The following is a 24,595-nucleotide window of genomic DNA, read 5'->3' on the forward strand; positions in this document are numbered from 1 at the left end:
ATCCGCCGGCTGTGTGGCCCCTAAGCCGCGACGTGCTCCGCCGCCGGATGCCCCCACGCCAGCTCCCGGAGCCGGACCAGGTCCAAAGCCGGCTGGGCAGGCGGGACACCCGGACGCTTCCGCGGAACCACGACCCGCAGGGCGCCAGGTTCGATGGTGCACCGCACCGGCGTGGGAATCAGCAGCGCCTCGCCGTCCACACCGACCGGAATCTCGGGCACATCGGCGTCGACCACCACCTCCACCGCGGTGCGCTGGATCAGGCCGCGCTTGGTGGCCCGCCGCAGCAGGCCGACAGCCTCACGGGTGGTCGAGGCGGAGAGCGCCACCGCCCCCAGCACGCCCCGGTCAAGCCGGGTGCGGCGGCCCAGGCCGGCGAGGTCGTGGCTGCCGTACGGGCCATTGCTCACCAGCACCGCCTGCGGCCCGTCCACGGAGGTGCCGCCAATATCGGCGTGCAGCCGCGCGCCCTTGGCGCCCTTGATCAGGTCCGGGAGCATCTGCAGCACGGTGCCGGCCTTGTCATCGCGGTACTCCGGGCTCTGCACCACCTCGGCGTAGACACCGAAGGAGGAATTGTTGACGAAGGTGCGGCCGTTGATCTTGCCCAGGTCGACGTGCAGCTCCACCCCGTCACGGAGGGCATCCAGGCAGCCTGTGGGGTCCTCTCGGTCCAGGCCGAGATCCAGGGCGAAATGGTTGCGGGTGCCGGCGCTGATCACCAGGAACGGAAGGTTGTGCTCGGCCGCGATGCCGGCCACCAGCGCCTGGGTTCCGTCACCGCCCGCGACGCCGAGCAGGTCGGCTCCCCGCGCCACGGCATCCCGGGCCAGGGCCGCGACATCCACCTTGCCCGGACCCTCCAGCAGCGCCACCTCGGCCCCGAGCTCCTCCGCCTTCCGCTGCAGCTCGAACTTCACCACCTTGCCGCCGCCAGACCGCGGGTTCATCACCACGAAGGGATGCCGCGTGGTGGGGGCAGGGTACTCGGTCATCTTTGACCCTGCCCGGCGCTCGCGGAGGGCCGCGCGGGCGCAGACCAGCGCCACAAACACCAGCCCCACGGTGATCATGACCTCCAACAGCAGGCCCGCTTGAATGTAGAGGAAGAGAACCACCAGCGGGGCGAGCACCGCCAGCGCCAGCGCACACCAGCGCAGGGCACCGCGGCTGACGAGGAACCAGTAGATCCCAGCCACCATCACCACGAGGCCGCCGGCAGCGGTTACCAGCAGGGCAACAGTGCCCGCCAGGCCAGCGGCCACCAGCGGGACCAGCGCCGCGCAGAAGACCGCGACATAGGCCGCCCGCGCCCACCACCGCCGGGTCTGTGGAACCTCTTCGAAGGGAACGCCAGCCATCTGTAGCTCCTTGCGGTACTCCGGCCCCGTCCGATCGGCTCGACCGGTCTCCCGGCCGGCGGCCCATCCGTCAGGTCTTGATTTTCGCGACGGTCATCAGGATCGCCGAGTCCTCTTCCGCTTCCAGGCTGTGCAGCCCGTCCGGCACGATCAGCAGGTCCCCGGTCTTGCCCTGCCAGGATTCATTGCCCGCGCGGAGCCGCACGCAGCCGCGGAGCACAAACACCGTCGCTTCGCCGGGGTTCTGGTGCTCGCTCAACTGCGTCCCGGCCCGAAACGCCATCACTGTCTGGCGGAGCGTTTTCTCATGGCCGCCAAACGCTGTATCTGCAGCCCGCCCGCTGGGTGCCGCCACCGCAGCCGCCATCTGCTGACGGGCGAGGGCATCGAGCGATATCTTCTGCATGGGGCCACCCTACTCAGAAACGGGCCCGCTGCCGAGGGACCTTAGCCCCGGTCACGCCTGGACCCGCCTTTCCTCTGGGCCCCGGCCTGGTCATGGGGCACGGCCTCGACCCCACGCGGCGACCGTCCTACGCTTAATCCATGCCCCGGGTGAGCGTCAACGGCGTCGAGCTGTACTCCGAAGAGCGCGGCGCAGGGCTGCCCGTCCTCGGTTCTCACGGGACGCCCAGCTCCGCGGTGCCGTGGGAGGAACCGGCCGCCTAGCTGGCCGCTCACCGCGGCCGAGAGTGTCTTGGTCCCCGGCGGTCACCTCATCAACCCGGCCCACCCCGCAGTGCTCGAGTTTCTGGCCCGCTTCACCGGGCCTAGTACACCACCCGGAAATTACTGAACGCCCCCGTGGCCCGGGAGACCCATTCCTCCACGTTCTCCACCCGCCCCGGCGCTTCCGGCGAGCGCAGCCAGCGCCGGAACTCCAGCACCACTGACTGGGGTCCCTCCGCCACGATGCCCACCGAACCGTCGGTGTTGTTCCGGACCGTGCCGGTCAGCCCCAGCTCGTCCGCCTGGCGCACCGTCCAGTAGCGGAAGCCAACAGCCTGCACCACGCCGTCCACCCGCGCCGTCAGCCGGACCCACTCACCGGAATCGCCCCTCGGAAACTCAGCCATGCACCCAATCTAGCGCCCATCCCCGCGGCCACCGCCAGGGGAATCGTGCACTTTCCACATAGGGACCTTTGCCCCTTACCTTCCGCAGTCCTGAGCCGGAAGGATGGTCAGATGCGCTGCGGGGACTAGTCGAGAAAACGGCTTGGCACATGGAAGTGCCCCACCCTCCCGCCGTGCTGCGTTGCCCGAAAGGACACACAAGATGGCAGGACAATTCGAGATCTTCACGGACGCTGAGGCCAACGTCCGATTCCGGCTCCTCGGCGCCGACGGAACGGTCCTGGCGATTTCCAAGGCTTTTGAGGACAAGCAATCGGCCGCGGACGGCATCATGGCGGTCCGCGAATGCGCGGGCACAGGACTCATCAAGGAAGTCCGCTCCAACGCCTGGGGCGGCACCGGCAAGACCAGGGCCGGCCTGCCCACACCGGCCCACCGCCGGCACCGGCATATCCCCGCCGTCTAGGCGGCGAATCGGCAACACCCCGGGCGGGCAAGCCCGGCACCATCGGGAGCCGCAATGGACGAAGCACGGGTCCACATCAGCGGCTTCCGAATGGACTTCGGCGACACCACCGTGGTCCGCGACCTGTCCTTTGACGTGCACGCCGGCGAGACCTTCGGCTTCCTCGGCAGCAACGGCTCCGGCAAGACCACCACCATCCGGGCCCTGCTCGGCATCTACGAGCCCACCGCCGGGATCCTGCACATCAACGGCCGGGACTTCAAACCGGAGCACGGCGACCGGCTCGGCTACCTTCCCGAAGAGCGCGGGCTCTACAAGAAGGAAAAGGTCATCGACATCATGACCTACTTCGGCCGGCTCAAGGGGATGGGACGGCGCACCGCCAGGCAATGGTCGCTCGAGTACCTGGCCCGGGTGGCCCTGGCGGACCGGGCGAACTTCGTGCTGGACAAGCTCTCCAGCGGACAGCAGCAAAAGGTCCAGCTCGGTGTCACCATCATGAACAATCCCGAGCTGCTGATCCTGGACGAACCCACGAAGGGTTTCGACCCCGTCAACCGGCGCCTGCTGATGGACATCATCGCCGAGCAGAGGCAGGGCGGCGCCACCGTGGTCATGGTGACCCACCAGATGGAAGAAGTCGAACGGCTGTGCGACCGGGTCATCCTGCTCAAGGACGGCACCGCGGAAGCCTACGGGACCATCGACGAGGTGCAGAACAAATACGGCGGCCGCATCATCCGGATCCGGCACACCGGCGCCATCCCGCCCTCGGCGCACTACGACGCGGTGCTGCAGGAAACGAACTACTCCGAGCTCTCCATCACCGATGCCACCGACGAAGCCGTCATCCTCAAGGACCTGATCGACGCCGGCGTGACCGTCAGGAGCTTCACCACCACCAAGATCTCCCTGGAGGACATCTTCATCCGGGTCTACGGCGACCAGAACAGCCCTGCCACGGCAGGGACCTCCGGCACCGCACCGGGCCCCGCCCGGGACGGGGCGTAGTGCCGTGGCGCAGCACAATCTAGGTACGGTACTGAGTTTCGAGTTCATCCGGACCGTGACCAAAGGCCGGTTCTGGATCGGCACCCTGTCCGTCCCGCTCATCATTGCCGTGGTCTTCGGGCTGATCTTCCTCAGCAACACCACCACGGACACCGCGGCCGCGGCGCAGAAAAGCGCCCAGTTCAGCATCTCCTACACGGACGCCTCGGGCCTGATCACCGCCGAGGACGCCGCGTTCTTCGGTGCCACCGCCGCGGACTCCCCCGACGCCGGGATCACCGCCGTGCAGTCCGGCGCCGTCGACGCGTTCTTCGACTACCCGGCGCAGCCCGAGTCGGCTCCCGTACGCGTCTACGGCGCGGACCTGGGCCTCTTCGAGAACGGCAAGTATGCCGCCGTCGCGCAGGCCATGCTGACGCACGCCGTCGAACAGCGGATCGGTTCGCCGCAACTGTCCGCGCTTGCGGCGGGGCGGGTGCAGATCGAGACCGTCACGTATGACGGCACCGAGGAATCCGGCGGCCTGGGCTCGGTGATCCCGCCGATGGTGTTCCTGGTCATCTTCTACGGGCTGATCGTGCTGCTGGCCGGGCAGATGCTCAACTCCACGCTCGAGGAGAAGGAAAACCGCGTCACCGAAATGATCCTGACCACGCTCAAACCGACGACGCTCATCACGGGCAAGGTCATCGCGCTGTTCGCGATCGGCCTCGTGCAGATGCTCGTGTTCCTCTCCCCCGTCCTGATCGGCCGGCTGTTCTTCCCCGAGGAGCTTAGCCTCACGGCCCCGGATCTGCCCCCGCTGATGCTGGACCCGGTCCGGATGACCGTTGGCCTGCTGATCCTCGTCGGCGGTTTCGCCCTGTTCACCACCACCCTCGTGGCCATCGGCGCCGTGATGCCCACCGCCAAGGAGGCCGGAAACTTCATGGGCGTCATGATGGCGCTGATCTTTGTGCCGTTCTACGCTGTGTCCCTGGTGGTCTCCGATCCGCAGTCCATGATTGTGCAGGTCTTCACCTACTTCCCCTTCTCCGCCCCGGTGACCGCTCTGCTGCGCAACGCCTTCGGCTCCCTGGGCCTGCTCGAGGCCGGCCTTGTGATCGCCATCCTGTTCGCCGGCGCGGCGGTGATGCTCCGCCTCGCCGTGCGGCTCTTCCAGTACGGCTCGATCTCGTACACCTCGAAGGTGAACGTCCGGACCGCGCTGCGTGCCGGGTCGCGGCGCCCCGCCGCTGACAGGCCCCCGACGACGACGGCCCGCTGAGGCGGGCTCCGGCTACTGGGTGGCGAGGAAGGTCCTGATCTCCTCCGCCATCGCCTTGGACTGGGTCCAATGCAGGTAGTGGCCCCCGGCCAGCGGGACAATTTTGTGGCGTTGGACATTCTCCAGCGATTCAGCCTTGCCTGCTGCCTCCGGGGATCCGTCCTCAGCGACGAAAGCCAGCACGGGCAGACCGTCGGGATAGCTGAGTCCGCGCAGGTCCGCGGCGTTGTTCCCGATCCGGGCCGTCTCATCGGCAACAGCCGGGTTGCCAAAATTCCAGATCGTCATCAGGCGTATGCGTTCACGTTCCTCCGGTGTGTAGGCGTCGCCGTCCGGTTCACCAAGCACCGGGGCCACCACGAGGGCGGCGCGGACGACTCCGGTGACGGCGAGCAGGCGCAACACATTGACGCCTCCTGACTGCACCTCCACCGGCCCGCTCGTGGCCTTCGGCACCGTGACGTCGATCCCGATCACGGCCGAGACTTCCGCAGGGTAGCGGTTGGCGTAGTCCAGCATGTAGAAGCCTGCGATTGAGTGCCCGGCCAGGACGTAGGGCTGAGGGATGTTGAGCTTTCCCAGCACTTCGTGGAGTTCGGTGCTGATGTTCTTGTTGCTCCGTTCGCTGGCGCTCATGTCGCTGTAGCCGTAGCCGAATCCCTCCACGACGGTGACGTCGTAATCACTCAGCTCCCGGATCAGCGGCGCGAAGTCGAGCGCCGGTGCGGGCGTCCCCAGGCCGCTGAGGAGCACGATCGACTGGCCGGCCTGGCCGCTCCGATACACATTGACGGCTCCGCCGGCGATCTCAATCCGTTCGCCATAGGGGGTGATGCTGGCCCGTTCCTGCCGCTCCAGCAGCAGGTTGGCGCCGGTCGAGACCAGACCCAGCCCGACGGCGATCAGGGCCGCTATGGCGAGGATGCGCAGCCCTTTTCGGCGCCTCGTCCGGCGCCGGCCGGGAAGGGAATCGGCATCCTTGGCGGCAGCGGGCGTGGGCGGAGAAGCGTCCTTGCGACGAGGATTGATCCTCATGGCGCGCCTTTCAATGGCAGTTAACCCGCCGGCATTTCCCCGGGCCGCAGCGACGTAATCATTGTCCGGACGTCCCGGTACTCCGGGGTGGTTGAGTACAGCCTGGCCTTCTCCAGGTACGGCAGCGCCGGGTCCCCGGGCGTCACGTTGTGCTCCGGGTTGTACGTCCCGCCGAAGAAGGCGCCGCTCGGCGGCCACAGGAACAAGTGGAACATCGGGCACGCCATGACCCCGGGCTCTTCGGGGATCATGGTGATGCCGTAGGCAGCGATGGTGGACCGGGTGGCCACCGGATCAGTGTCCTCGCCCCGGGACTCGAACACGTACCGGGGCACACCGCCGTCCGCGCCGCCGCCCTCGGCGAGGGCGACCATCGGCTCGGAATCGTAGACCTCGTACGGGGTCTTGCCGACGCATTCCGCCCCGGTAACGATGTTGGTGCGCAGGCCGGCCATCGGCTTCCCCCCGGCGTTCAGCACGTCCACGAAGTCACCGGCGAGCGCCCCGCCCGGGTCCTTCACCGTCCAGCCCGCGGGGTAGTCGAACGACAGCCCCCCGTCCGACGTGGTGAAGGTCTGCCAGCCCGACGTCGGCCCCTCCGACGCCGGCGGCCCCGACGCCGGGGCGGACGGCGCCTCGGCGGACGGAGCCGGGCTGCTGCCCTGGGACTGGCTCGCCGACACGGCGGGACCCTCGGCCTCGACCGGAAACAGGCCGCAGGACGTCAGCAGCAGGACCAGTGCCAGGCTGGTGCACAGCGTGGCGGCAGCGGTGGTGCCTGCGGTGCTGCCGGGGACAAGGATGGGTGAAACCGCCGGCGTCTTCACGTCATTGCTTTCCGGCCGGCCGCAGCGACGTGATTGCCTGCTTGACGTACTTGTACTCGCCGGTGTCCATGTACACCTCGGGGGTATCCACGTGCGTGGGACTTCCCGGGGTGGTGTCGAACGGGTCGTAGACTCCGCCAAACATGGCGCCGCCGGGCGGCCAGGTGAAGAAGTGGAAGATCGGGCAGGCCGTGTCCCCGGTGGGCTCCGGCCCGGACGTGATGCCGTAGGCCAGGGTCAGGGATTCCGCCGGATCACTCGACGCGGGGTTGGTCCGCCCCTCGTAGATAAACCGCGGCGCCACCCCGTCCTGGGCCAGCGCCGGGACCGGCTCGGAGTCGTACATCATGAAGGGGAACTTCTCCGTGCACTCAGAGCCCGTGACCATGTTGGTCCGCAGGGTCGCCATCGTCTTGCCGTAGTCACTCACGAGCTCCAAAAAGACGCCACTCTCGGCGGGCTGGCCGGCCGGATCCTTGATGGTCCACGACTCCGGGTAGTCGAACGCGAGCGAGCCGTCCGACGTCGTGAATGTCTTCCAGCCCGCCGGCACCGTGACGGCGGGCGAGCTGGCCGTACCCGGCGTGGCACTGGCCGTGGCCGGCGTGGCACTTGCCGTGGCCGGGCTCGTCTCTGCCTGCGGGGAATCGGTGGCCGGGGCTGCGGCGGGTGACGCGCATCCTGCCAGGACGGCAGCGGCGCAGAAAGCGGACAAAGCTGTGGCGAGCGACGCGACGCGGCGCATGGCACCCTCCCCCTGGGAAAACAAAGTGGTTGGACAATTCTCTGGTCTTTCCGCGAGGAAGCAAGGGCCTTAGGACCCTTGGCGCCAGACCTTCACAGGAAATCGGTCCCTGGAGCCCGGCCGTGATGCTTCCCACGTTGCCCCCTGCAGATTTCAAATGCCCGCGGCAGCTTGCTAGAGCTTAAGTAATGCAAGACGTCCTCGATCCCGCCATGCCGTTTCTGGCCCCCATCCTCGCAGTGGCCGTCGCCGTGGCCGGCGGTCTCCTCGCTTCCTGGCTGGTCCGCCGGATTGTGCTCCGGCTCAACCGCAACCAGCCCGCGCTCCGCGAGACCTCCCGGGTGGCGCGCCTGCCGTTGCGGCTCGCGCTCTGCCTGATCGGCGTCCGGATCGCCGTGAACGTCACCACAGCGGACGCCGAATGGCGCCGCAACCTGGACCACGCGCTGCAGATCGCGCTCATCGGGTCGCTCGCGTGGCTGGCCATCGCGGTGTTCCTCATCATCGAGACCATGGTGCTCACCCGCTACCGGGTGGACGTCGCGGACAACCGCCGCGCCCGGCGGCTCCGCACCCAGGTCATCCTCGCCCGCCGGATCGGCGTCGCCCTGATCGTCATCGTGGCGCTGGGCATCGCGATGCTGACGTTCCCGGCCATCCAGGCCCTCGGCGCCGGGCTGCTGGCCTCCGCCGGCGTGATCTCGATCGTCGCCGGACTCGCGGCGCAGACCTCCCTGGTCAATGTCTTCGCCGGCATCCAGCTCGCCTTCACGGACGCGATCCGGGTGGACGACGTTGTGGTGGTGCAGAGGGAATGGGGCCGGATCGAGGAGATCACCCTGACCTACGTGGTGGTCCACATCTGGGACGACCGGCGGATGATCCTTCCCTCCACCTACTTCACCACCACCCCGTTCGAGAACTGGACCCGGCGGCAGTCCGAGGTCATGGGCACCGTGGAGTTCGACCTCGACTGGCGTGCCCCGGTCGAGGAAATGCGCGCCGAACTCAAGCGGGTCCTGGCCGGCACCGACCTCTGGGACGAACGCGTGGGCATCCTGCAGATCACCGACGCCACCGCCGGCTTCGTCCGGGTCCGCATCCTGGTCAGCGCCGCGGACAGCGCCACGCTCTTTGACCTGCGCTGCCTGATCCGCGAGGAGCTGGTGCTGTTCCTGCAGCAGGAACACCCGACGGCGCTCCCCCACGTCCGGCTCGAATCGCTCGGTGCCGCTTCGCTCGGGGCGGGCACCCCCGGTCCCTCCGCTGAGTCCGGCACTTCCGTGAAGCAGCCGGGAAAAGTTTCCGCCGCGGACGAGCCCGGCCGTCACCCGGCCGATCCGCACGACTCCCAGCTGTTCACCGGTTCCATCGAGGCCATCCAGCGCTCCCGCGCCTTCACGGGACCCGGGGAGGAAGTGTTCGAGGACCGGGACAAGAGCATCGCCTCGCAGAACTAAGGCGGCCCGGGACGGCGCCGTCCACATGGCACCGGCGGGCTCTTCCCTGCCCGCGGGAACTGTTCAATAATCAGACGTTGGTGAGTCAGCGTCGGTGCTGGCTGCCGGAGCAGCTGAGGAGTTCCCATGACGGTAGAACAGCCGACTGAAGAATCCGTGGCGGTTCCTGCCCGCGACTGGTTCCAGGGCGCCGTCGTCTATCAGATCTATCCGCGCAGCTTCGCCGACTCCAACGGGGACGGCATCGGGGACCTGCGGGGCATCATCAGCAAGCTGGACTACCTGCACCGGCTCGGCGTCGACGTCGTCTGGCTGTCCCCGATCTACACCTCCCCGCAGGACGACAACGGCTATGACATCAGCGACTACCGCAATGTGGACCCGATCTTCGGCACGCTCGAGGAACTGCGGGAACTCACGGACGGGCTGCACGCCCGGGGCATGAAGCTGGTCATGGACCTGGTGGTCAACCACACCTCGGACGAACACCCCTGGTTCGTGGAGTCCCGCTCCTCGAAGGACAATCCCAAGCGGGACTGGTACTGGTGGCGGCCGCCGCGGGAGACGTCCACGGACGGGTCCGCCGGCAGCGCGGGCGCGGCGCCGAACAACTGGGGCTCGGCGTTCTCCGGACCGGCCTGGGAGTTCGACCAGGCCACCGGCGAGTACTACCTCCACATCTTCTCCAGGAAGCAGCCGGACCTGGACTGGGAAAACCCGGAGGTCCGGGCGGCCGTCTACGAAATGATGAACTGGTGGCTGGACCGGGGTGTGGACGGCTTCCGGATGGACGTCATCAACTTCATCTCCAAGGACACCGCCCTGCCGGACGGGCCGATCGCCGCCGGAATGCTCTACGGCGACGGCACCCCGTTCTACATCGGCGGGCCCCGGATCCACGAATTCCTGCAAGAGATGCACCGGGCGGTCTTCGCCGGCCGCCCCGGCCCGCTGCTGACCGTCGGCGAGATGCCCGGCGTCACCGTGGACGAGGCCATCCTGTTCACCGACCCGGAGCGTGCCGAGGTGGACATGGTCTTCCAGTTCGAACATGTCGCCCTGGACCAGGAGGACGGCAACAAGTGGCGGCCCAAGAAACTCAGGCTCACGGACCTCAAGAAGACCCTGGGCCACTGGCAGACCGGCCTGGCGCAGCGTGGCTGGAACAGCCTCTACTGGGGCAACCACGACCAGGCCCGGGCGGTGTCGCGCTTCGGCGACGACGGCAAGTACCGCGAAGTCTCCGCCAAGATGCTCGCCGGCGTCCTGCACCTGCACCGCGGCACACCCTACGTCTACCAGGGCGAAGAACTCGGCATGACCAACATGACCTTCGGGGCGATCAGCGACTATCGGGACATCGAGGTCCTCAACCACCACCGCGAGGCCACCACGCACCTGGGCCACACCGACGCCGACGTCCTCGCCGCGTTGGCGCCCTTGAACCGCGACAACGCGCGCACCCCGGTCCAGTGGGACGCCTCGCGGCACGCCGGCTTCACCACCGGCTCCCCCTGGATTGCGGTGAATCCGAACGCCAACCACATCAACGCCGCCGCGCAGGTCGACGACCCGGACTCGGTGTACAGCTTCTACCGGGCGGTGATCGCGTTGCGGCACAGCGAGCCCGTGGTGTCGCACGGGGACTTCACCATGCTGCTCCCGCGGGACGAACACGTCTACGCCTTCGTCCGTTCACTGCCGGAGACCAAGCTGCTGGTGCTTGGCAACTTTTCCGGCCAGGACCAGGAGGTGGCGCTCGACGACGCCGGCGTTCCGGTCGTGTGGGACAGCGCGGAGCTGGTCCTGGGCAACTACCCCGCCGCCGCGGCAGTGCCCCGCCTGCATCTCCGGCCGTGGGAGCTGAAGGTCTTCCGCGCCGGGGCAGCACACATCATCCACCACGAGTGAGGGAGCCTGGCATGACCATTCCACCGCCGCACGAACCTGAGCCGTTTCCGCCGGAACCGGGGCCGACCACGCCCGAGCCTCAGCCCGGAGACCCGTTTCCGCCGGAGCCCGGCCCGGTCCCGCCGCCGGCGCCGATTCCGGAGCCGGGTCCCGCACCGACCCCCGGGCCGTTCCCCACGCCGGGGCCGCTGCCGATTCCCGACCCCGGCCCGTTCCCGCCACCACGGCCGGATCCGACGCGGTTCTAGGCAGGCCCTGCGGGCCGGCTCAACCGGCTATGCCTCTCAGGAAGGCCCGCACTTCGGTGTTGAAGGCGCCGGGCGCTTCCAGCTGAGCCACGTGCCCGACGTCGGGAATCACCGCAAGTTTTGAACCCGGAATCTGGCGGTGCAGTTCGTGCGCGACGTGCAGCGGGGACCGCTGGTCTTCAGCCCCGTAGATCAGGAGCGTGGGAATGCTGATGGTGGGCAGCACGGGCCGGTAGTCCGCGCGGCCGCTGGCGGAGAGCAGTGCCCGCAGCCCGGCCGGTCGCACGTCTGCCATGATCCTGCTGGCTTCGGCCACCACGGCGGGATCGGCCTTGCCGTTGAACAGTGTGGGCAGCCATTCGTCGATGAACTTCTCCGGCGGCTGATCGATCTCGGCCTCCACCTGGGCGTAGCGCCGCTCCACTTCCTCGGGCGGCAACGATCCCGCCCAGCCGGCGGAGGCGGAGGCCAGCACCAGGGACGCGGGCAGCCCAGGATCTCCGCGGTACAGCTCCAAGAGCACCATGGAACCCCAGGACAGCCCCAGGACGTGTGGCTTCGCGGGGACGGCCGCGCGCAGGAAGCCAGCGGTAATGGCCCCGAGCTCCGCGGCGGACAGATCCGGTGCGGGGTCGTCCGACTGGCCACACCCGGGAGCGTCCCAGGCGAACACCGTGAACTCGTCCGAGAGTCCCTCCAGCTGCGGGCGCCAGATCCGGCTGTCCTCCCCGACGCCGTGGAACAGGACCAGCGGCGGTCCCTGGCCGGCGCGCTGGTACGCGATCCGCAGCCCATCAACCTCGACGGTTTCCATAGTCCAATGCTAGGCCGGTCGGCGGTTGCCGGGCAGGGTCCGGACGGCGGCGGTTCCGGGCGCCCGACGACGGCCCGCAGCGGCGGTCGACGACGCGCAAAGCCGCCCGCGCTACGCAAAAAACCCTTCGACGCCTACATTCAGGCATCGAAGGGTTTTTGCGCCGCGGCAGGAAGACTGCGTGTCGCTGGCTACGGCAGGATGATGTCGCGGGTCCGGTGGTCGTAGTGGATGACCAGCTGGCCGCCGGAATGGTGCACCTCGTGGTTGGCGCCGTCGAAGGCACCAAATGCACCGAAATTCTCGTCCCAGGAGCGGTTGAGCGCGATCTTGAAGGTGTACGTGCCGGCCGGGAGATCGGCCGCGAGCTTCCAGAGCTGATCGACGAGATCCAGTTCCATTTGGGACTCGTCGTACTGCGGGGCCCAGTTGGCGGGGGCGCCGAGCAGGATGTTGAAGTCACCCGCGACGGCGACTGCCTCCGGCTGCTCGATGGTCTGCACGCTGGTGGCGAGTGCCGAGGCCGCGGGAGATGCCGCACTGGCTGCACTACCGACGGCGGCGGGGGCCGCAGCAGCCGGGGCCGCAGCAGCCTGGGTCGAGGCGGGTGCCTCAGCGGGCTGGTCGGCTGTCTTGCGCTTGCGGACCGCCTTGGCCACCGGGGCCACAGCCTCTTCCACCAGCTTGGCAGCCTTGCCGGCTACCTTTTCGGCCACCTTGGCGGCCTTCGGAGCGGCAGCCTTCGGAGCCGTCGTGGGAGCCGCCGCCCTCCGAACCGGCGTTCCGGCGGGGGGCGCCGACGGAAGCGGCGTGTCGGCGGGAACGGGAGTTCCGGCGTCGAGCGCTGCGGCGAACGCGTCGGGGTCCGCGAACGCGACGGTGGCGCGCTGGCCGTCCTCGGTGATGGTCCAGCCTGCACGGCCCTTGACGAGCCAGCCTGCCTTGACCAGCTTCGCGGTGGCGGTGGTCAGGGTCTTGTGGCCGCGGGGAATTCCGCCGCTGAGCAGCTCACGCTCGAATTCGTTGAGCGGAACGCGCGCGATTGCCTCGCCCAGCACCGCTCCCGCGTTCAGCTTCTCGCCCGTCCACACCCCCTCTGCCAGCACGTCCAGTACGGCCTTCAGTCGACGGGTGGTGTTTTCGGCAGTGTTCTCGCCCATGGGTCTCCTTTAGAAGCAATTGATCCACCTGCATTTTGCCAAGGATCGTCGAGTTTCCGCGAGTCGGATCGGTTAACTCTGTGTGTCGTGACCCACTATTACACCCCATGGCGGCGGACGCGAGGGGTCAGGGCAGGCGTACTCGCGGGTAGTATTTCCGGCGTGTGGGCTCCTGACCGCCTCCGTACGGACAAGACGCTGGCGTTGGGGACGCCCGCAGGCGCACACTGAGCTTGTATTACGTCCTGATTCCCGGGAGCCGTCATGCCCCGTTTCACGGTCTGGCTGCAGCGCCATCGTCTTTCGGCATTTGTCGTCCTGGCCTTCGCCATATCGTGGTCCTCGTGGCCGCTCTACGCCGCGGGACTGATCCCTCAGATGGAGTTCCTGTCCATTGGTCCGCTCGTGGCGGCAGTCATCGTCATTGCGTTGGCAGAAGGCGGGCCCGGCTTCAGGGTGTGGGGCCGGCGGCTGATCCGCTGGCAGGTGGGCTGGGTCTGGTACGCCGTGGCGCTTTTCCTCCCGGCGTTGATGGCACTTCTTACCGGCCTCACCAACATGGCGCTCGGCGCCGCGGCGCCTGGTCTGGCGGAAGTGACGTGGTCCGGCCTCCTGGCGGTCTTCGCCGTGCGCCTGGTCAATCCGCTGGACGGCCCGCTGGGTGAGGAGCCCGGCTTCCGGGGGTACGCCCTCCCGCTGCTCCAGGCACAGCGCACGCCGCTGCGGGCCGCTGCGGTCCTTGGTGTCATCGTGTCCCTGTGGCATCTGCCGCTGGTCCTCTTCGGGAGCCTCAGCTTGATCGGGCTGCCCTCGACCTTCGTGATCACCTTTCTCTATGTGTGGCTGTTCAACCGCAGCGGCGGCAGCGTGCTGCTGACTCTTCTCTTCCACAACAGTCAGGGCACGTTCACGGTGGGGTCCTTCGGATTCTCGGGCGCCGATGCCAGCCGCGCCGAGTTCATCTATTTTGTGGTGCTTGTCATCGCGGCCCTGGCCACAGTTCTCATCGACCGGAACGCCTGGCGTGCGGCTCCCGCGTCCGCCGTCGACGCCGGGCCCGGACATTCCGGCACCGCTGTCCCCCGCCCCGCGGCCTAGGAGGAATCGTGTCATCACCGCTCACCAACGCAGCCGGGCCCATCGCCTTGGTTGCCGGTCTCAGCTTTGCCGCCGTGGACTTGGCCCGCCTGCTCGCGGCCGACAGGAGCCTCGACCGGATTGCCATGATGCGCCAGATCCCGTTTATCGTCACCAACGCGCTCTACTTTGTTGCGTTTGTCGGGCTGGTCCTGGCGCTCGTGGCCGTCTATTTCAGGAGTGCGGAGGGCGCCGGTGGGCTGGGTGTCTTCGCCTTCTGCGCCGCCCTGGTCGGCACCATGGACATGGCAGGGAACATGTGGTTCGACGGATTCGCCGGGCCCTGGATCGCCGACACGGCGCCTCAGGCCATCCTGGCGGGAGGGTCAGGGATGCTGGCAGTCGGCGGGCTGTCCAGCTACGTCCTGTTCGCGTTGGGCTGGATCATCTTTGGCATCGCAGGCTGGCGGGCGGGCATGCTCCCGGCCTGGGCTGCTGCGGCGTTCGTTGTGGCCGGGTTCCTGGGCTACAACGCGGGCCTGCCGCCGTACGGGATTCCGATCGGCCTGGCCATGGCGGCGCTGGGCTGGTGGATCACCCGTTCCCCGCGCCCTCCGGCAGGGCAACAGGTGCCCCGCCCCTGACGAACTCGACGCCGACCCGGCTACTCCCCAGTACTCCATTGGGCGCCGGTCTCGGCCATGTAGGCTGCCACGGCGGCGTCGACGGTGCGGTAGAAGTGGCGCGGATCGATGGTGCGGGTCAGTTCGTAGCGTTCGATCTTCTCCCGGACTCCGTGCTTGAGCTCCGCGAACACCAGCGAGGTGCCCTGCGCATTCAGCTCCACGTCCAGTTCGAGCAGCACATCCGCGGCGGTCGTGTCGACGTCGGTAATGGGTTCGGCCGCGATGATGATCCACCGCGGTTTGGGTTCGGTGCGGGCCAGCCGCCGGATGTTCTCGCGGAACGGCCGGACGTTGGCGAAGAACAACGGCGCGTCGAAGCGGTAGATCACCAGCCCGGGCAGGTGCTGCGCGTCCGGGTGGAAATGCACATCGTGGAATCCCTCGACTCCCGGCACGCGTCCGATCACCGTCTCGTAGGGCCACCAGGCCCGGCGGAAGATGTTGAGGATGGACAGGCCCACGGCGATGCCGATGCCGGGCAGAACCCCCCACAACGTCACCCCGAGGAAGGCCGCGAGCGAGAGATTGAATTCGGTTTTGCGCTGGTGCCAGAGACGAATTGTGCCCGGGATGTCGGCGAGGGATATTGATGCGGTGATCACGATGGCCGCCAATGCCGGCTGGGGCAGGTTCCGGAACAGCCCCGGCAGCAGCACGAGCATGAGGAGAATCAGCACGGCACCGGTCAGGCCGGTGAGCTGGGTCTTCGAGCCGGATCGTTCCGCGACCGCGGTCCGGGACCCACTGGTGCTCACCGGGAAACCCTGGAACAGGCCGGCAGCGAGGTTCGCCGCCCCGATGCCGATCATTTCCTGGTTGCCACGGACCTCATCACCGGAGCGCGCGGCGAACGCCGACGCCGTCGAGATCGTGTCAGTCAACGACACCAGCGCAATCCCCAGCGCGCCGGCGAACATCAGGGCGATATCCGAGAACTCCACATAGGGGATGGTGAACGGCGGGAAGCCCTGCGGGAGTTCCCCGACGAGCGAGACGCCCCGGTCGGCGAGGCCGAAGAGCGTCGTCGCCCCGATCGCGAGCACCACCATGACGAGCACCGACGGGACCTTGGGCAGCCAGCGCTGCAGCGCCAGGATCAGCACAATTCCGGCAATACCGACGGCCGCCGCGGCCACCACCGTCTGGCCGGTGGCGACGCCCTGGACGAAGCCGGTGAGGTCTCCGATGAAGCCCTCGCTGTCCACCTTGAATCCGAAGAGCTTCGGGAGTTGGCCCACCAGGATGGTGATCGCGAGGCCGTTCATGTAGCCGATCATCGTGGGCTTGGAGATGAGGTCCGCGATGAAGCCGAGTTTCGCGACGGACGCGAGGACCATGATGACACCGACCATCAGCGCGAGCATGGACGCGAGGGCCACCGCTTTCTGCGGGTCCCCGTCGGATGCGACCAGCGGCAGGACGGTCGCCGCGATCATCGGGCCGAGCGAGGAGTCCGGCCCCAGCACCAGAATGCGGGACGGGCCGAACACCGCATAGGCGAACAGGCAGAGCACGGTGGTGTACAGCCCGGTGATCGGTGGCAACCCGGCCAGCTCCGCGTAGGCCATGCCCTGCGGAACGAGCAGCGTCGCCAGGACAATTCCGGCGACGATGTCCTTGCCGAACCAGCTCTTCTGGTACGTCGCGGCGACGTCGAGCCCTGGCATCACCTGGCGCAGCCAGCCGCTCCGCCGTTGTCCGGTCGTCGTCATAGGAGCACTCTGCCGGGCACTGGCGCCCGGTGCATCCTCCGCCGGGGGTGATCCGGGGCAGCGGACGCGCCGACGTCCGTGCGTGCGGTGCCAGGACCGCCGTCAGCTGCGTTGCCCTATCAGTTTTGGCCCCCATCCGCCGGTTTTGGCAACCAGGAGTGATAGGGCAACGGGAGGGTTAGTGCCCGGACGCGGCCAGTTCGGCCAGCAGTTCCGTCTTGCGTTCCTCGCTCGCGAACGACGAACGGATCGAGTTGGCCGCCATCCGCACACAGTCGAACTCGGACAGGCCAATCACCGATTTCAGCTGGGCAAAGTTGTCGTCCACGTACCCGCCGAAATACGCCGGGTCATCCGAATTCACGCTTACGTTCAGCCCCGCGGCGAGCATTGCCGGCAGCGGGTGCTCCTTCAGGGTGTCCACCGCGCGGAGCCGGACGTTGGACAGCGGGCACACGGTCAGCGGCTTGAGCTCGTTCACCAGCCGTTCCACCAGGTCCGGGTCCTCCATGCAGCGGATCCCGTGGTCGATCCGTTCGACGTCCAGGATGTCCAGCGCATCCATGATGTACGACGGCGGGCCCTCCTCGCCAGCGTGCGCGGTCCGGCGCAGCCCGGCGTCCTTGGCCCGGGCGAAGAGCCGTTCGAATTTTGCCGGCGGGTTGCCCACCTCGGCCGAGTCGAGGCCGATGCCCGCGATCGGTGCGTTCATGGCGAGCAGCTGCTCCAGCACCTCCAGGGCGGCGTCCTCGGAGAGGTCGCGCAGGAACGCGGCGATGAGCAGGGTGGAGATCCCGAACTCCTGCTCCGAATCGGCCAGCACGGATGCCACGCCGTTCACGCAGGTCTCCAGGGCCACCCCGCGGGAAAGGTGTGCCTGCGGATCCAGCATGATCTCGGCATGCCGGACGCCGGCGAGCGCAGCCCGGGCCAGGTACGCCCGGGTCATGTCCGCGAAGTCCTGCTCGGTCCGCAGCACCGCCATGTTGGCGTAGTAGAGGTCCAGGAACGACTGCAGGTCCGTGAACTCATAGCGCGAACGCAGCTCGTCCAGGTCCGCGTACGGCAGCTGGATGCCGTTGCGTTCCGCCAGGGCGAAGATCAGCCCGGGCTCGAGGGTTCCCTCGATGTGCAGATGGAGCTCAGCGACCGGCAGCGGACCGTGCACCTCCTCCGGAACCTCGGCGAAGGCGGGACTCTCGGGGGTGGGAGGTACGGGGCTGTCCGGTGCAGCGTCCCCGGTGGCAGCGACGCCGTCGTTAGTTTCCATTCGGTAAGGATATGCCCGCGGGCAGCAGACACCGATAGAGTCGATCGGATGCACAGTGCTCAGCATGCTTCCCATCCTTCCGGCCCGGCCCTTCCGGGGCTGGGCGCCGACCGTCCCATGGACGGCTTTGTCCGGGTGCGCGGTGCCCGGGAGAACAACCTGCGGAACGTGGACGTGGACGTGCCCCGCGACGCGATCGTCGCGTTCACCGGGGTGTCCGGCTCCGGCAAGTCCTCACTGGCCTTCGGGACCATCTACGCCGAGGCCCAGCGCCGCTACTTCGAGTCCGTGGCACCCTACGCCCGGCGGCTGATCCAGCAGGGCCACAACCCCAAGGTCGAAATGATCTCGGGGCTGCCGCCCGCCGTCGCCCTCCAACAGCGCCGCGGGACGCCCAGTTCCCGGTCCACGGTCGGCACGGTCACCACCCTCTCCAACTCGCTGCGGATGCTCTTCTCCCGCGCCGGCACGTACCCGGAAGGGGCCAGCCAGCTCGATTCGGACGCCTTCTCCCCCAACACCGCCGCGGGCGCGTGCCCGGAGTGCCATGGCCTCGGCATCGCGCACACCGTCACCGAGTCCTCGCTGGTCCCGGACACCGCACTGAGCATCCGCGACGGCGCGATCGCCGCCTGGCCCGGCGCCTGGCAGGGCAAGAACCTGCGCGACATCCTCACGCATCTGGGCTACGACGTCGATACCCCCTGGCGGAAGCTGCCCCGGAAGGACCGCGACTGGATCCTCTTCACCGAGGAACAACCCGTGGTGGAGGTGACGCCCCAGCGCGACCGGGTCGCGAAGCCCTACAAGGGCCGCTTCTGGAGCGCCAGGAGCTACGTGCTGCACACCCTCGCCGATTCCAAGAGCACCACGATGCGCGAGAAGGTGCTGCGCTTTATGGAAACCGGCCCCTGCCCGGTCTGCGGCGGCGCCGGCCTGACGCCGGCCGCCCTGGCCGTGACGTTCGCCGGCCGCACCATCGCCGAGCTCAACGCCTTACCCATGAGCGAGCTGGCCGGGATCATCCGCCCCACCACCGAACTCACGGAGGCCGGGACCGCCTCCCGCAAGCAGAGCTCCGGCGAATCCAATGAGGTGGCGGTCGCGATCACCCGGGACCTGCTGCAACGCGTCACGGTGCTGCTGGACCTCGGCCTGGGCTACCTCGCGCTGGGCCGGTCCACCCCGACGCTCTCCCCCGGCGAGATGCAGCGGCTGCGGATCGCCACCCAACTGCGTTCCGGCCTCTTCGGCGTGATTTACGTGCTCGACGAGCCTTCCGCCGGCCTGCACCCGGCCGACGCCGAGCCCCTCCTCGCGGTCCTGGACCAGCTCAAGTCTTCCGGCAACTCGGTGTTCGTGGTGGAACACAACATGGACATCGTCCGCCGCGCGGACTGGCTGGTCGACGTCGGCCCGCGCGCCGGCGAGGGCGGCGGCGAAGTGCTCTACAGCGGTCCGGTCGCCGGGCTCGCCGAGGTGGAGTCGTCCGTGACCCGGCCGTTCCTGTTCCCCAACGGGGCAGGGTCGGTCGACGGCACCGGGACAGCGGACGGGTCGAAAACAGCGGACGACGGCGGTTCCCCCGCCGCCGGCGCACGGCGGGAAGCAGCCCGCCGGGACGCTGCCGGCTGGCTGGAGCTGCGCGACATCACCCGCCACAACCTGCGCGCACTCGACGCCGACTTCCCGCTCGGGGTGCTGACCGCGGTCACCGGCGTCTCGGGCTCCGGCAAGTCGACGCTGGTCAGCCAGGTCCTCGCCGAAGTGGTCGGCGCCCGGCTGCATCCGGAGGCGGACGCCGCCGCAAAGGCCACCGAGGACCTCGAGTCCGCGGATACCGAGTCCGCCGGGACGCTCAGCGTCGGCCCGGTCTCCGGACTGGACCAGCTAGACCGCCTGGTCAAGGTGGACCAGAAGCCGATCGGCCGCACGCCGCGCTCCAACCTCGCCACGTACACGGGACTCTTCGACGCCGTCCGCAAGGAGTTCGCGGTCACCGAGGAGGCCCGGGCCCGCGGTTTCGGCGCCGGCCGCTTCTCCTTCAACGTCGCCGGCGGCCGTTGCGAGACGTGCCAGGGCGAGGGCTTCGTTGCCGTCGAACTGCTGTTCCTGCCCGGCAGCTACGGCCCCTGCCCGGAATGCCACGGCTCCCGCTACAATCCGGAAACCCTCGAGGTCACCTACCGCGGCAAGAACGTGGCAGAGGTCCTGGGCATGACAGTCAACGCCGCAGCGGAGTTCCTGGACGCTGTCCCCGCCGCCGCCCGCAGCCTGCAGACGCTCCGCGAGGTGGGACTGGGCTACCTCCGGCTCGGCCAGCCCGCCACCGAACTCTCCGGCGGCGAAGCCCAGCGCATCAAGCTCGCCACGGAACTGCAGCGCGCCCAGCGCGGGCACTCGCTCTACCTGCTGGACGAGCCCACCACCGGGCTGCACCCGGCCGACGTCGAACTCCTCATGGCGCAGCTGCACCGGCTGGTCGACGCCGGCAACACCGTGATCGTGGTGGAGCACGAGATGGACGTGGTGGCCGCCGCCGACTGGGTAATCGACCTTGGCCCGGCCGGTGGTGACGCCGGCGGCAAGATCATCGCGGTGGGGACGCCCGCCGTCGTTGCCCGGTCCAAAAAGAGCCGGACGGCGCCGTATCTGGCCGCGGTGCTCGGCGGCTGACGGCACGCCGGGTGCCGGGAGATCGCCCCGCCCGTATCCCCGCGCACCCCGAGGTCGCTGAAGTAACGGCTTGATAACGGCGGAACTCTGAATTACCCTAGTTGTCATGCCCGGACGCCGGGCATGAATGCCCGGTGCTGCCACCACCAGATACTGCCCGACCGGTAGACACCGCTACGACCTCTATTTGTCAGGGGCGGGCAGTAGTGCGATAACGTCCGGGGACGGACCGAGCACCGGTGGCCCTCAGGAGCATCACCCCCATGAAAAAGTCCTTTTACAGCACTGCCGCGCGCCGCGGCGCCACTCTTGCCGCCGTTTCGATCGCCGGCATTGCACTGTCCGCCTCGGCTGCGAACGCAGCTGTCCCCACCGCCACGTCCGGGTCCGTCTGGGATTCCCTGGCCCAGTGCGAAAGCAGCGGCAACTGGGGCATCAACACCGGTAACGGCTACGCGGGCGGGCTGCAGTTCAGCCCGAGCACCTGGGCGGCCTACGGCGGCACCGGGTCTGCGGCCAGCGCCAGCCGCGAGCAGCAGATCGCCGTCGCCGAACGCGTCCAGGCCGGCCAGGGCTGGGGAGCGTGGCCGTCCTGCGCCGCGAAACTGGGCCTGACCGGCGGTGCAGTCGCTCCGCAGAGCACGTCAGTGGCGCCCGCTTCCGTTCCTGCCCCGGCGGCCAAGGCGCCCGCTAAGGCCGCAGCACCCAAGGCTGCAGCACCCAAGGCTGTGGCACCCAAGGCTGTGGCACCTAAGGCCGCGGCTCCCAAGGCCGTTTCCCCGAAGGCCGCCGCTCCCAAGGCAGCCGCCCCGGCAGCGCGCCACGCGGCGGTAGTCCCCGTGAGCGGCAAGAGCTACACGATCCAGAGCGGCGACACCTTGAGCAAGATCGCCAAGAAGCTCAACATTGCCGGTGGCTGGCAGCTGCTGGCCGATGCCAACGCGGCCACCATCAGCGATCCTGATGTCGTGTTCCCGGGCCAGGTACTGCAGCTCCCCGCCTGACCTGAGCTCAGCCGGTTTTTGGCAGGCTCTAGCGGCAACGCTTAAACCCACGACGCCGGAGCGTTCCCCCAGGGGGACTCTCCGGCGTCGTCCTGTCTTCTTTTGTCCGTTCCGCGAGGGCCGCGGCTGCCAGAGGCGGCAACCAGCCCGACTCAGGCGGCCTGACTCAGGCGGCCTGCGGAATCTCGCGGACGATCCGCACTTTCCACGCGGTGTCGTCGCTGGTGTCCAGCAGGGCCACGGTGCCCATGGCGAGGTGGAGCGCCACCCGCTTGGCGGCGAGCAGTTCGAGGTAGAGGTTCTCGTTCATGCGGGCCGGAGCGTCGATGACATACTTCACGGCGTCGCGGACTTTTCGGTAGTTGTCGCTTTTTTCGCGGTTGAGGTGGAGTTCCAGCATCCGCTGCTGGCGGATCTTGGGCTCGTGGCGGTTCAGCCAGGACACCCCGGCGTGGACGGCCACCACCAGGGTCAGCGAGATGACGTAGATCTCCCAGCCGCTAGAGAGCAGGAACAGGGGAAGGTTGCCGATCGCCACGAACGCAATGAACAGCCGGAGCGCGAGCAGCCGCCGCATGGTAAGCGCCACAGAGGCCAGTGCTGTCCGGAAACCGTTCTGCTCCTTGCGGGCAGCCGCCGGATCGATGGTGAACTCCTCCAAGACCAGGATGCCGTGCGCATCGGGACTCAACAATTGTCCATACTTAGGCAGCGGGACAGGCGCAGGCGGCGCCGCAGATACAAGTACTGGATTCGTCGACATGGGCGCGTGTCTTCCGTGGGGCGGGGCTGTTTTGTGTTAGTTTACGCGCCGACAGTGTGGCTGTCAGTCCCATTCCAAAATGTGAACACGCTCACCCGCGACGGCCCGCAATTGGTGCATTGGCTTCTTGGCCTCAAACTGGAGAGATGCAGACTTTTCTCCCGTTCCCCGATTTCCAGCAGAGCGCCGCGGCTTTGGACCGCGCACGGCTCGGCAAGCAGCGCGTTGAAGCGCTGCAAACCCTGCGTGCGCTGGTGATTCCGGAATACGGCTGGCAGTCGCACCCGGCCATCCGGATGTGGATGGGGTACGTTCCCGCGCTGACCCTCTACGGCCTGACCGTGGTCGACGAGTGGACGGCCCGCGGCGGCGAAGACACCACCCGCGAGAAGATCATGGAATTCGCCCCGCAGGCCGCGCACCCCGACTACGCAGCGAAGATCCCCATGCCGCCGTGGCTCGGAGCCCCCGAACTGCACCTGAGCCACCGCTCCCGGCTGATCGCCAAGGACCCGAAGTTCTACACCGGGCTGTTCCCGGATACCGATCCTGACCTGGAATACGTCTGGCCCGAGCCCCGGCTTGAGCTGGTGCCGGAGGATCCTGCGGGCGACCGCATGTGGGTTCTCCGCCTGCCGCTCGATGATACCGAGCCGGAAAAGCTGGACACCGTCAGCCTGCCGCTCGTGGGCAAGGCGAAGGCCGCCGCCGCGGGCGACGACGAGTACCAGTTCGTCTACGCCGATTCCGGTGCCCGCCGCCCCCCGAAGCAGCGCAAGCTCCCGCCGAAGCAGCTCGTGAAGAAGCCCACCCGCAAGCGCCAGCAGCAGGAGGAAGCCTTCAACACGCTTCCCGGCAACTCGACCGTCGCCGTCCCGTTCGACGGCGGTGCGTCCTTCGCCGTGGGCAAGGTCCTGGGCCGTCCGATCACCGTGGAGGGCCGCTTCGCGCGCAACTTCAAGGTCGACGAGATCCTGAACCGCTCGGACTTCGACTACCCGGCGCTGCTGCAGGATCCGCGGGTCTTCTTCCCGATCCCGGCGCGCTAACCCGGATTCGGCGGCCGTGACCGCCGAAAACTGGCAGACTGGCCAGCATGACTGTACTTATGGCCGGTTGCGGCGATCTGGGCACGGAGGCGGGGCTGCGGTTCGCCGCAGCCGGCCACCGGGTGGTCGGCTGGCGGCGGTCGCCGGAGAAACTTCCGCTCGCCATCGAAGGTGCAGCGGCTGACCTAAGCGCCGGGAAGCTGCCGCCCCTCCCGGCGGAAACCACCGCCGTCGTCGTCGCGATTGCGGCGGACTCCCCCACCGAGGCTGCCTACCGCGCGGCGTATGTGGACGGGTTGTCGAACGTTCTGGACGCCGTGCTGGACTCCGGCGCCCCGGTCCGGCGGGTGCTGTTCGTCTCCTCCACCGCCGTTTACGGCGATGCCGGCGGGGACTGGATTGATGAAGGCACGACGCCGGCACCGGGCGGGTTCTCGGGCCGGATCATCCGTGAGGCGGAGGATCTCCTCGCCAGCCGGCTGAGCGGCACCGGAATCAGCCCGGTGGTGCTGCGGCTCGGCGGTATCTATGGTCCCGGGCGGACCCGGCTCATTGACCAGGTCCGCGGCGGGTCCGCGGTAATTCCGGCGGAGTCACGCTTTACCAACCGCATCCATCGCGACGACGCCGCGGCCGCGATTGTCCACCTGTGCACCATGGAGTCCGTCCCGGGACCGGTGTACCTGGGCGTGGACAACGAGCCGGCAGAGCTCGGCGACGTGCTGAGCTTCCTGGCCGCCGAGCTGGGACTTCCGCGGCCGCCGTCGGACACCGCTGACGGCGGCAGGCAGGGCGGCGGCTCACAGAGCGGCAACGCGCCCGGCGGCGGCGAGCCGTCGCGGGGCGGCAACAAACGCTGCAGCAATGCGCTGTTGCGGAGCACTGGATTCGAGTTCCGGTACCCGACCTTCCGCGAAGGCTACCGGGACATCCTCGCCGGAGTGGGCGTACGGTACGCCTAAGGCTTCCCCGTTCAA

The 24,595-nt window shown here is 68.3% G+C and carries 23 protein-coding genes; 12 read left to right on the forward strand and 11 right to left on the reverse strand.

The genetic code is table 11. The annotated features are described in order from the left end of the window. Positions 1 to 20: 20 nt before the first annotated feature. Positions 21 to 1,361, reverse strand: a complete 1,341-nt coding sequence (locus ACZYZ5_RS05610; RefSeq protein ID WP_463899885.1) for a diacylglycerol/lipid kinase family protein — start codon at positions 1,359 to 1,361, stop codon at positions 21 to 23. Positions 1,362 to 1,431: 70 nt separating this feature from the next. Continuing rightward, positions 1,432 to 1,767 carry a cupin domain-containing protein gene (locus ACZYZ5_RS05615; RefSeq protein ID WP_463899887.1) on the reverse strand — a complete coding sequence of 112 codons (336 nt, stop codon included), beginning with the start codon at positions 1,765 to 1,767 and terminating at the stop codon, positions 1,432 to 1,434. 140 nt (positions 1,768 to 1,907) lie between these two features. On the opposite strand from ACZYZ5_RS05615, the gene ACZYZ5_RS05620 reads away from it, so the two are divergent. Continuing rightward, complete coding sequence (locus ACZYZ5_RS05620) at positions 1,908 to 2,030, forward strand: hypothetical protein (protein WP_463899889.1); 123 nt, start codon at positions 1,908 to 1,910, stop codon at positions 2,028 to 2,030. 101 nt (positions 2,031 to 2,131) lie between these two features. On the opposite strand, the gene ACZYZ5_RS05625 is transcribed toward ACZYZ5_RS05620, so the two are convergent. Continuing rightward, positions 2,132 to 2,437, reverse strand: coding sequence for an acylphosphatase (locus tag ACZYZ5_RS05625; RefSeq protein ID WP_463899891.1), 306 nt, complete (start codon positions 2,435 to 2,437; stop codon positions 2,132 to 2,134). A 202-nt stretch (positions 2,438 to 2,639) separates the two neighbouring features. On the opposite strand from ACZYZ5_RS05625, the gene ACZYZ5_RS05630 reads away from it, so the two are divergent. Genes ACZYZ5_RS05630 through ACZYZ5_RS05640 form a run of 3 tightly spaced genes read left to right on the forward strand, consistent with a single transcriptional unit; the run spans position 2,640 to position 5,181 of the window. Next, entirely contained in the window at positions 2,640 to 2,903 is a 264-nt protein-coding gene (locus ACZYZ5_RS05630; protein ID WP_463899892.1) for a YegP family protein, read from the forward strand. Between the two features lie 54 nt (positions 2,904 to 2,957). Next, the gene (locus ACZYZ5_RS05635) at positions 2,958 to 3,914 is read left to right on the forward strand and encodes an ABC transporter ATP-binding protein (RefSeq protein WP_463899894.1); all 957 of its coding nucleotides are present in this window, start codon (positions 2,958 to 2,960) and stop codon (positions 3,912 to 3,914) included. A gap of 4 nt (positions 3,915 to 3,918) precedes the next feature. Beyond that, entirely contained in the window at positions 3,919 to 5,181 is a 1,263-nt protein-coding gene (locus ACZYZ5_RS05640; protein WP_463899895.1) for an ABC transporter permease, read from the forward strand. A gap of 12 nt (positions 5,182 to 5,193) precedes the next feature. On the opposite strand, the gene ACZYZ5_RS05645 is transcribed toward ACZYZ5_RS05640, so the two are convergent. The 3 genes from ACZYZ5_RS05645 to ACZYZ5_RS05655 are packed head-to-tail and all read right to left on the reverse strand — an operon-like array spanning position 5,194 to position 7,788. Then, positions 5,194 to 6,216 (reverse strand): alpha/beta fold hydrolase, encoded by a 1,023-nt coding sequence (locus tag ACZYZ5_RS05645; RefSeq protein ID WP_463899896.1) that lies wholly within the window; start codon positions 6,214 to 6,216, stop codon positions 5,194 to 5,196. A gap of 20 nt (positions 6,217 to 6,236) precedes the next feature. Beyond that, positions 6,237 to 7,043: a hypothetical protein gene (locus tag ACZYZ5_RS05650; protein WP_463899897.1), complete on the reverse strand. Its 807-nt coding sequence runs from the start codon at positions 7,041 to 7,043 to the stop codon at positions 6,237 to 6,239. Position 7,044: 1 nt separating this feature from the next. Continuing rightward, entirely contained in the window at positions 7,045 to 7,788 is a 744-nt protein-coding gene (locus ACZYZ5_RS05655; RefSeq protein ID WP_463899899.1) for a hypothetical protein, read from the reverse strand. Positions 7,789 to 7,976: 188 nt separating this feature from the next. Between ACZYZ5_RS05655 and ACZYZ5_RS05660 the strand changes: the two genes are divergently transcribed. Both ACZYZ5_RS05660 and ACZYZ5_RS05665 read left to right on the forward strand, forming a co-directional pair. Then, positions 7,977 to 9,248: a mechanosensitive ion channel family protein gene (locus ACZYZ5_RS05660; RefSeq protein WP_463899900.1), complete on the forward strand. Its 1,272-nt coding sequence runs from the start codon at positions 7,977 to 7,979 to the stop codon at positions 9,246 to 9,248. A gap of 126 nt (positions 9,249 to 9,374) precedes the next feature. Continuing rightward, complete coding sequence (locus ACZYZ5_RS05665; protein ID WP_463899901.1) at positions 9,375 to 11,159, forward strand: glycoside hydrolase family 13 protein; 1,785 nt, start codon at positions 9,375 to 9,377, stop codon at positions 11,157 to 11,159. A gap of 267 nt (positions 11,160 to 11,426) precedes the next feature. On the opposite strand, the gene ACZYZ5_RS05670 is transcribed toward ACZYZ5_RS05665, so the two are convergent. Beyond that, complete coding sequence (locus tag ACZYZ5_RS05670) at positions 11,427 to 12,221, reverse strand: alpha/beta fold hydrolase (RefSeq protein WP_463899903.1); 795 nt, start codon at positions 12,219 to 12,221, stop codon at positions 11,427 to 11,429. A 191-nt stretch (positions 12,222 to 12,412) separates the two neighbouring features. Continuing rightward, positions 12,413 to 13,381, reverse strand: a complete 969-nt coding sequence (locus tag ACZYZ5_RS05675; RefSeq protein ID WP_463899905.1) for a pullulanase X25 domain-containing protein — start codon at positions 13,379 to 13,381, stop codon at positions 12,413 to 12,415. A 264-nt stretch (positions 13,382 to 13,645) separates the two neighbouring features. Here ACZYZ5_RS05675 and ACZYZ5_RS05680 point away from each other — a divergent pair, with 264 nt between their 5' ends. Beyond that, a complete protein-coding gene (locus tag ACZYZ5_RS05680) occupies positions 13,646 to 14,479 on the forward strand; it encodes a CPBP family intramembrane glutamic endopeptidase (protein ID WP_463899906.1) in 834 nt (277 codons plus the stop codon). A gap of 8 nt (positions 14,480 to 14,487) precedes the next feature. Further along, a complete protein-coding gene (locus ACZYZ5_RS05685) occupies positions 14,488 to 15,102 on the forward strand; it encodes a hypothetical protein (protein ID WP_463899908.1) in 615 nt (204 codons plus the stop codon). Positions 15,103 to 15,122: 20 nt separating this feature from the next. On the opposite strand, the gene ACZYZ5_RS05690 is transcribed toward ACZYZ5_RS05685, so the two are convergent. Both ACZYZ5_RS05690 and ACZYZ5_RS05695 read right to left on the reverse strand, forming a co-directional pair. Beyond that, positions 15,123 to 16,856, reverse strand: a complete 1,734-nt coding sequence (locus ACZYZ5_RS05690; RefSeq protein WP_463899911.1) for a SulP family inorganic anion transporter — start codon at positions 16,854 to 16,856, stop codon at positions 15,123 to 15,125. A gap of 178 nt (positions 16,857 to 17,034) precedes the next feature. Then, positions 17,035 to 18,126, reverse strand: a complete 1,092-nt coding sequence (locus tag ACZYZ5_RS05695) for an adenosine deaminase (protein ID WP_463899913.1) — start codon at positions 18,124 to 18,126, stop codon at positions 17,035 to 17,037. 48 nt (positions 18,127 to 18,174) lie between these two features. Between ACZYZ5_RS05695 and ACZYZ5_RS05700 the strand changes: the two genes are divergently transcribed. Both ACZYZ5_RS05700 and ACZYZ5_RS05705 read left to right on the forward strand, forming a co-directional pair. Continuing rightward, on the forward strand, positions 18,175 to 20,802 hold the full coding sequence (locus ACZYZ5_RS05700) for an excinuclease ABC subunit UvrA (protein ID WP_463899914.1): 2,628 nt from the start codon (positions 18,175 to 18,177) through the stop codon (positions 20,800 to 20,802). Between the two features lie 263 nt (positions 20,803 to 21,065). Beyond that, complete coding sequence (locus tag ACZYZ5_RS05705) at positions 21,066 to 21,806, forward strand: transglycosylase family protein (protein ID WP_463899917.1); 741 nt, start codon at positions 21,066 to 21,068, stop codon at positions 21,804 to 21,806. Positions 21,807 to 21,972: 166 nt separating this feature from the next. On the opposite strand, the gene ACZYZ5_RS05710 is transcribed toward ACZYZ5_RS05705, so the two are convergent. Further along, a complete protein-coding gene (locus ACZYZ5_RS05710; protein ID WP_463899918.1) occupies positions 21,973 to 22,500 on the reverse strand; it encodes a hypothetical protein in 528 nt (175 codons plus the stop codon). Between the two features lie 215 nt (positions 22,501 to 22,715). Here ACZYZ5_RS05710 and ACZYZ5_RS05715 point away from each other — a divergent pair, with 215 nt between their 5' ends. Beyond that, on the forward strand, positions 22,716 to 23,618 hold the full coding sequence (locus tag ACZYZ5_RS05715; RefSeq protein ID WP_463899920.1) for an MSMEG_6728 family protein: 903 nt from the start codon (positions 22,716 to 22,718) through the stop codon (positions 23,616 to 23,618). Positions 23,619 to 23,665: 47 nt separating this feature from the next. Further along, a complete protein-coding gene (locus tag ACZYZ5_RS05720; protein WP_463899921.1) occupies positions 23,666 to 24,580 on the forward strand; it encodes an SDR family oxidoreductase in 915 nt (304 codons plus the stop codon). The last annotated feature ends 15 nt before the right edge of the window (positions 24,581 to 24,595 follow it).

The organism is Pseudarthrobacter ribosi, from assembly GCF_055412865.1.

What these genes read in the sequence shown, in the direction of transcription:
- ACZYZ5_RS05620 (WP_463899889.1), top strand. Translation starts at nt 1,908, where the DNA reads ATGCCCCGGGTGAGCGTCAACGGCGTCGAGCTGTACTCCGAAGAGCGC.
- ACZYZ5_RS05680 (WP_463899906.1), top strand. Translation starts at nt 13,646, where the DNA reads ATGCCCCGTTTCACGGTCTGGCTGCAGCGCCATCGTCTTTCGGCATTT.
- ACZYZ5_RS05610 (WP_463899885.1), bottom strand. Translation starts at nt 1,361, where the DNA reads ATGGCTGGCGTTCCCTTCGAAGAGGTTCCACAGACCCGGCGGTGGTGG.
- ACZYZ5_RS05670 (WP_463899903.1), bottom strand. Translation starts at nt 12,221, where the DNA reads ATGGAAACCGTCGAGGTTGATGGGCTGCGGATCGCGTACCAGCGCGCC.
- ACZYZ5_RS05705 (WP_463899917.1), top strand. Translation starts at nt 21,066, where the DNA reads ATGAAAAAGTCCTTTTACAGCACTGCCGCGCGCCGCGGCGCCACTCTT.
- ACZYZ5_RS05655 (WP_463899899.1), bottom strand. Translation starts at nt 7,788, where the DNA reads ATGCGCCGCGTCGCGTCGCTCGCCACAGCTTTGTCCGCTTTCTGCGCC.
- ACZYZ5_RS05615 (WP_463899887.1), bottom strand. Translation starts at nt 1,767, where the DNA reads ATGCAGAAGATATCGCTCGATGCCCTCGCCCGTCAGCAGATGGCGGCT.
- ACZYZ5_RS05690 (WP_463899911.1), bottom strand. Translation starts at nt 16,856, where the DNA reads ATGACGACGACCGGACAACGGCGGAGCGGCTGGCTGCGCCAGGTGATG.
- ACZYZ5_RS05645 (WP_463899896.1), bottom strand. Translation starts at nt 6,216, where the DNA reads ATGAGGATCAATCCTCGTCGCAAGGACGCTTCTCCGCCCACGCCCGCT.
- ACZYZ5_RS05630 (WP_463899892.1), top strand. Translation starts at nt 2,640, where the DNA reads ATGGCAGGACAATTCGAGATCTTCACGGACGCTGAGGCCAACGTCCGA.
- ACZYZ5_RS05720 (WP_463899921.1), top strand. Translation starts at nt 23,666, where the DNA reads ATGACTGTACTTATGGCCGGTTGCGGCGATCTGGGCACGGAGGCGGGG.
- ACZYZ5_RS05635 (WP_463899894.1), top strand. Translation starts at nt 2,958, where the DNA reads ATGGACGAAGCACGGGTCCACATCAGCGGCTTCCGAATGGACTTCGGC.
- ACZYZ5_RS05695 (WP_463899913.1), bottom strand. Translation starts at nt 18,126, where the DNA reads ATGGAAACTAACGACGGCGTCGCTGCCACCGGGGACGCTGCACCGGAC.
- ACZYZ5_RS05665 (WP_463899901.1), top strand. Translation starts at nt 9,375, where the DNA reads ATGACGGTAGAACAGCCGACTGAAGAATCCGTGGCGGTTCCTGCCCGC.
- ACZYZ5_RS05700 (WP_463899914.1), top strand. Translation starts at nt 18,175, where the DNA reads ATGCACAGTGCTCAGCATGCTTCCCATCCTTCCGGCCCGGCCCTTCCG.
- ACZYZ5_RS05625 (WP_463899891.1), bottom strand. Translation starts at nt 2,437, where the DNA reads ATGGCTGAGTTTCCGAGGGGCGATTCCGGTGAGTGGGTCCGGCTGACG.
- ACZYZ5_RS05675 (WP_463899905.1), bottom strand. Translation starts at nt 13,381, where the DNA reads ATGGGCGAGAACACTGCCGAAAACACCACCCGTCGACTGAAGGCCGTA.
- ACZYZ5_RS05660 (WP_463899900.1), top strand. Translation starts at nt 7,977, where the DNA reads ATGCAAGACGTCCTCGATCCCGCCATGCCGTTTCTGGCCCCCATCCTC.
- ACZYZ5_RS05715 (WP_463899920.1), top strand. Translation starts at nt 22,716, where the DNA reads ATGCAGACTTTTCTCCCGTTCCCCGATTTCCAGCAGAGCGCCGCGGCT.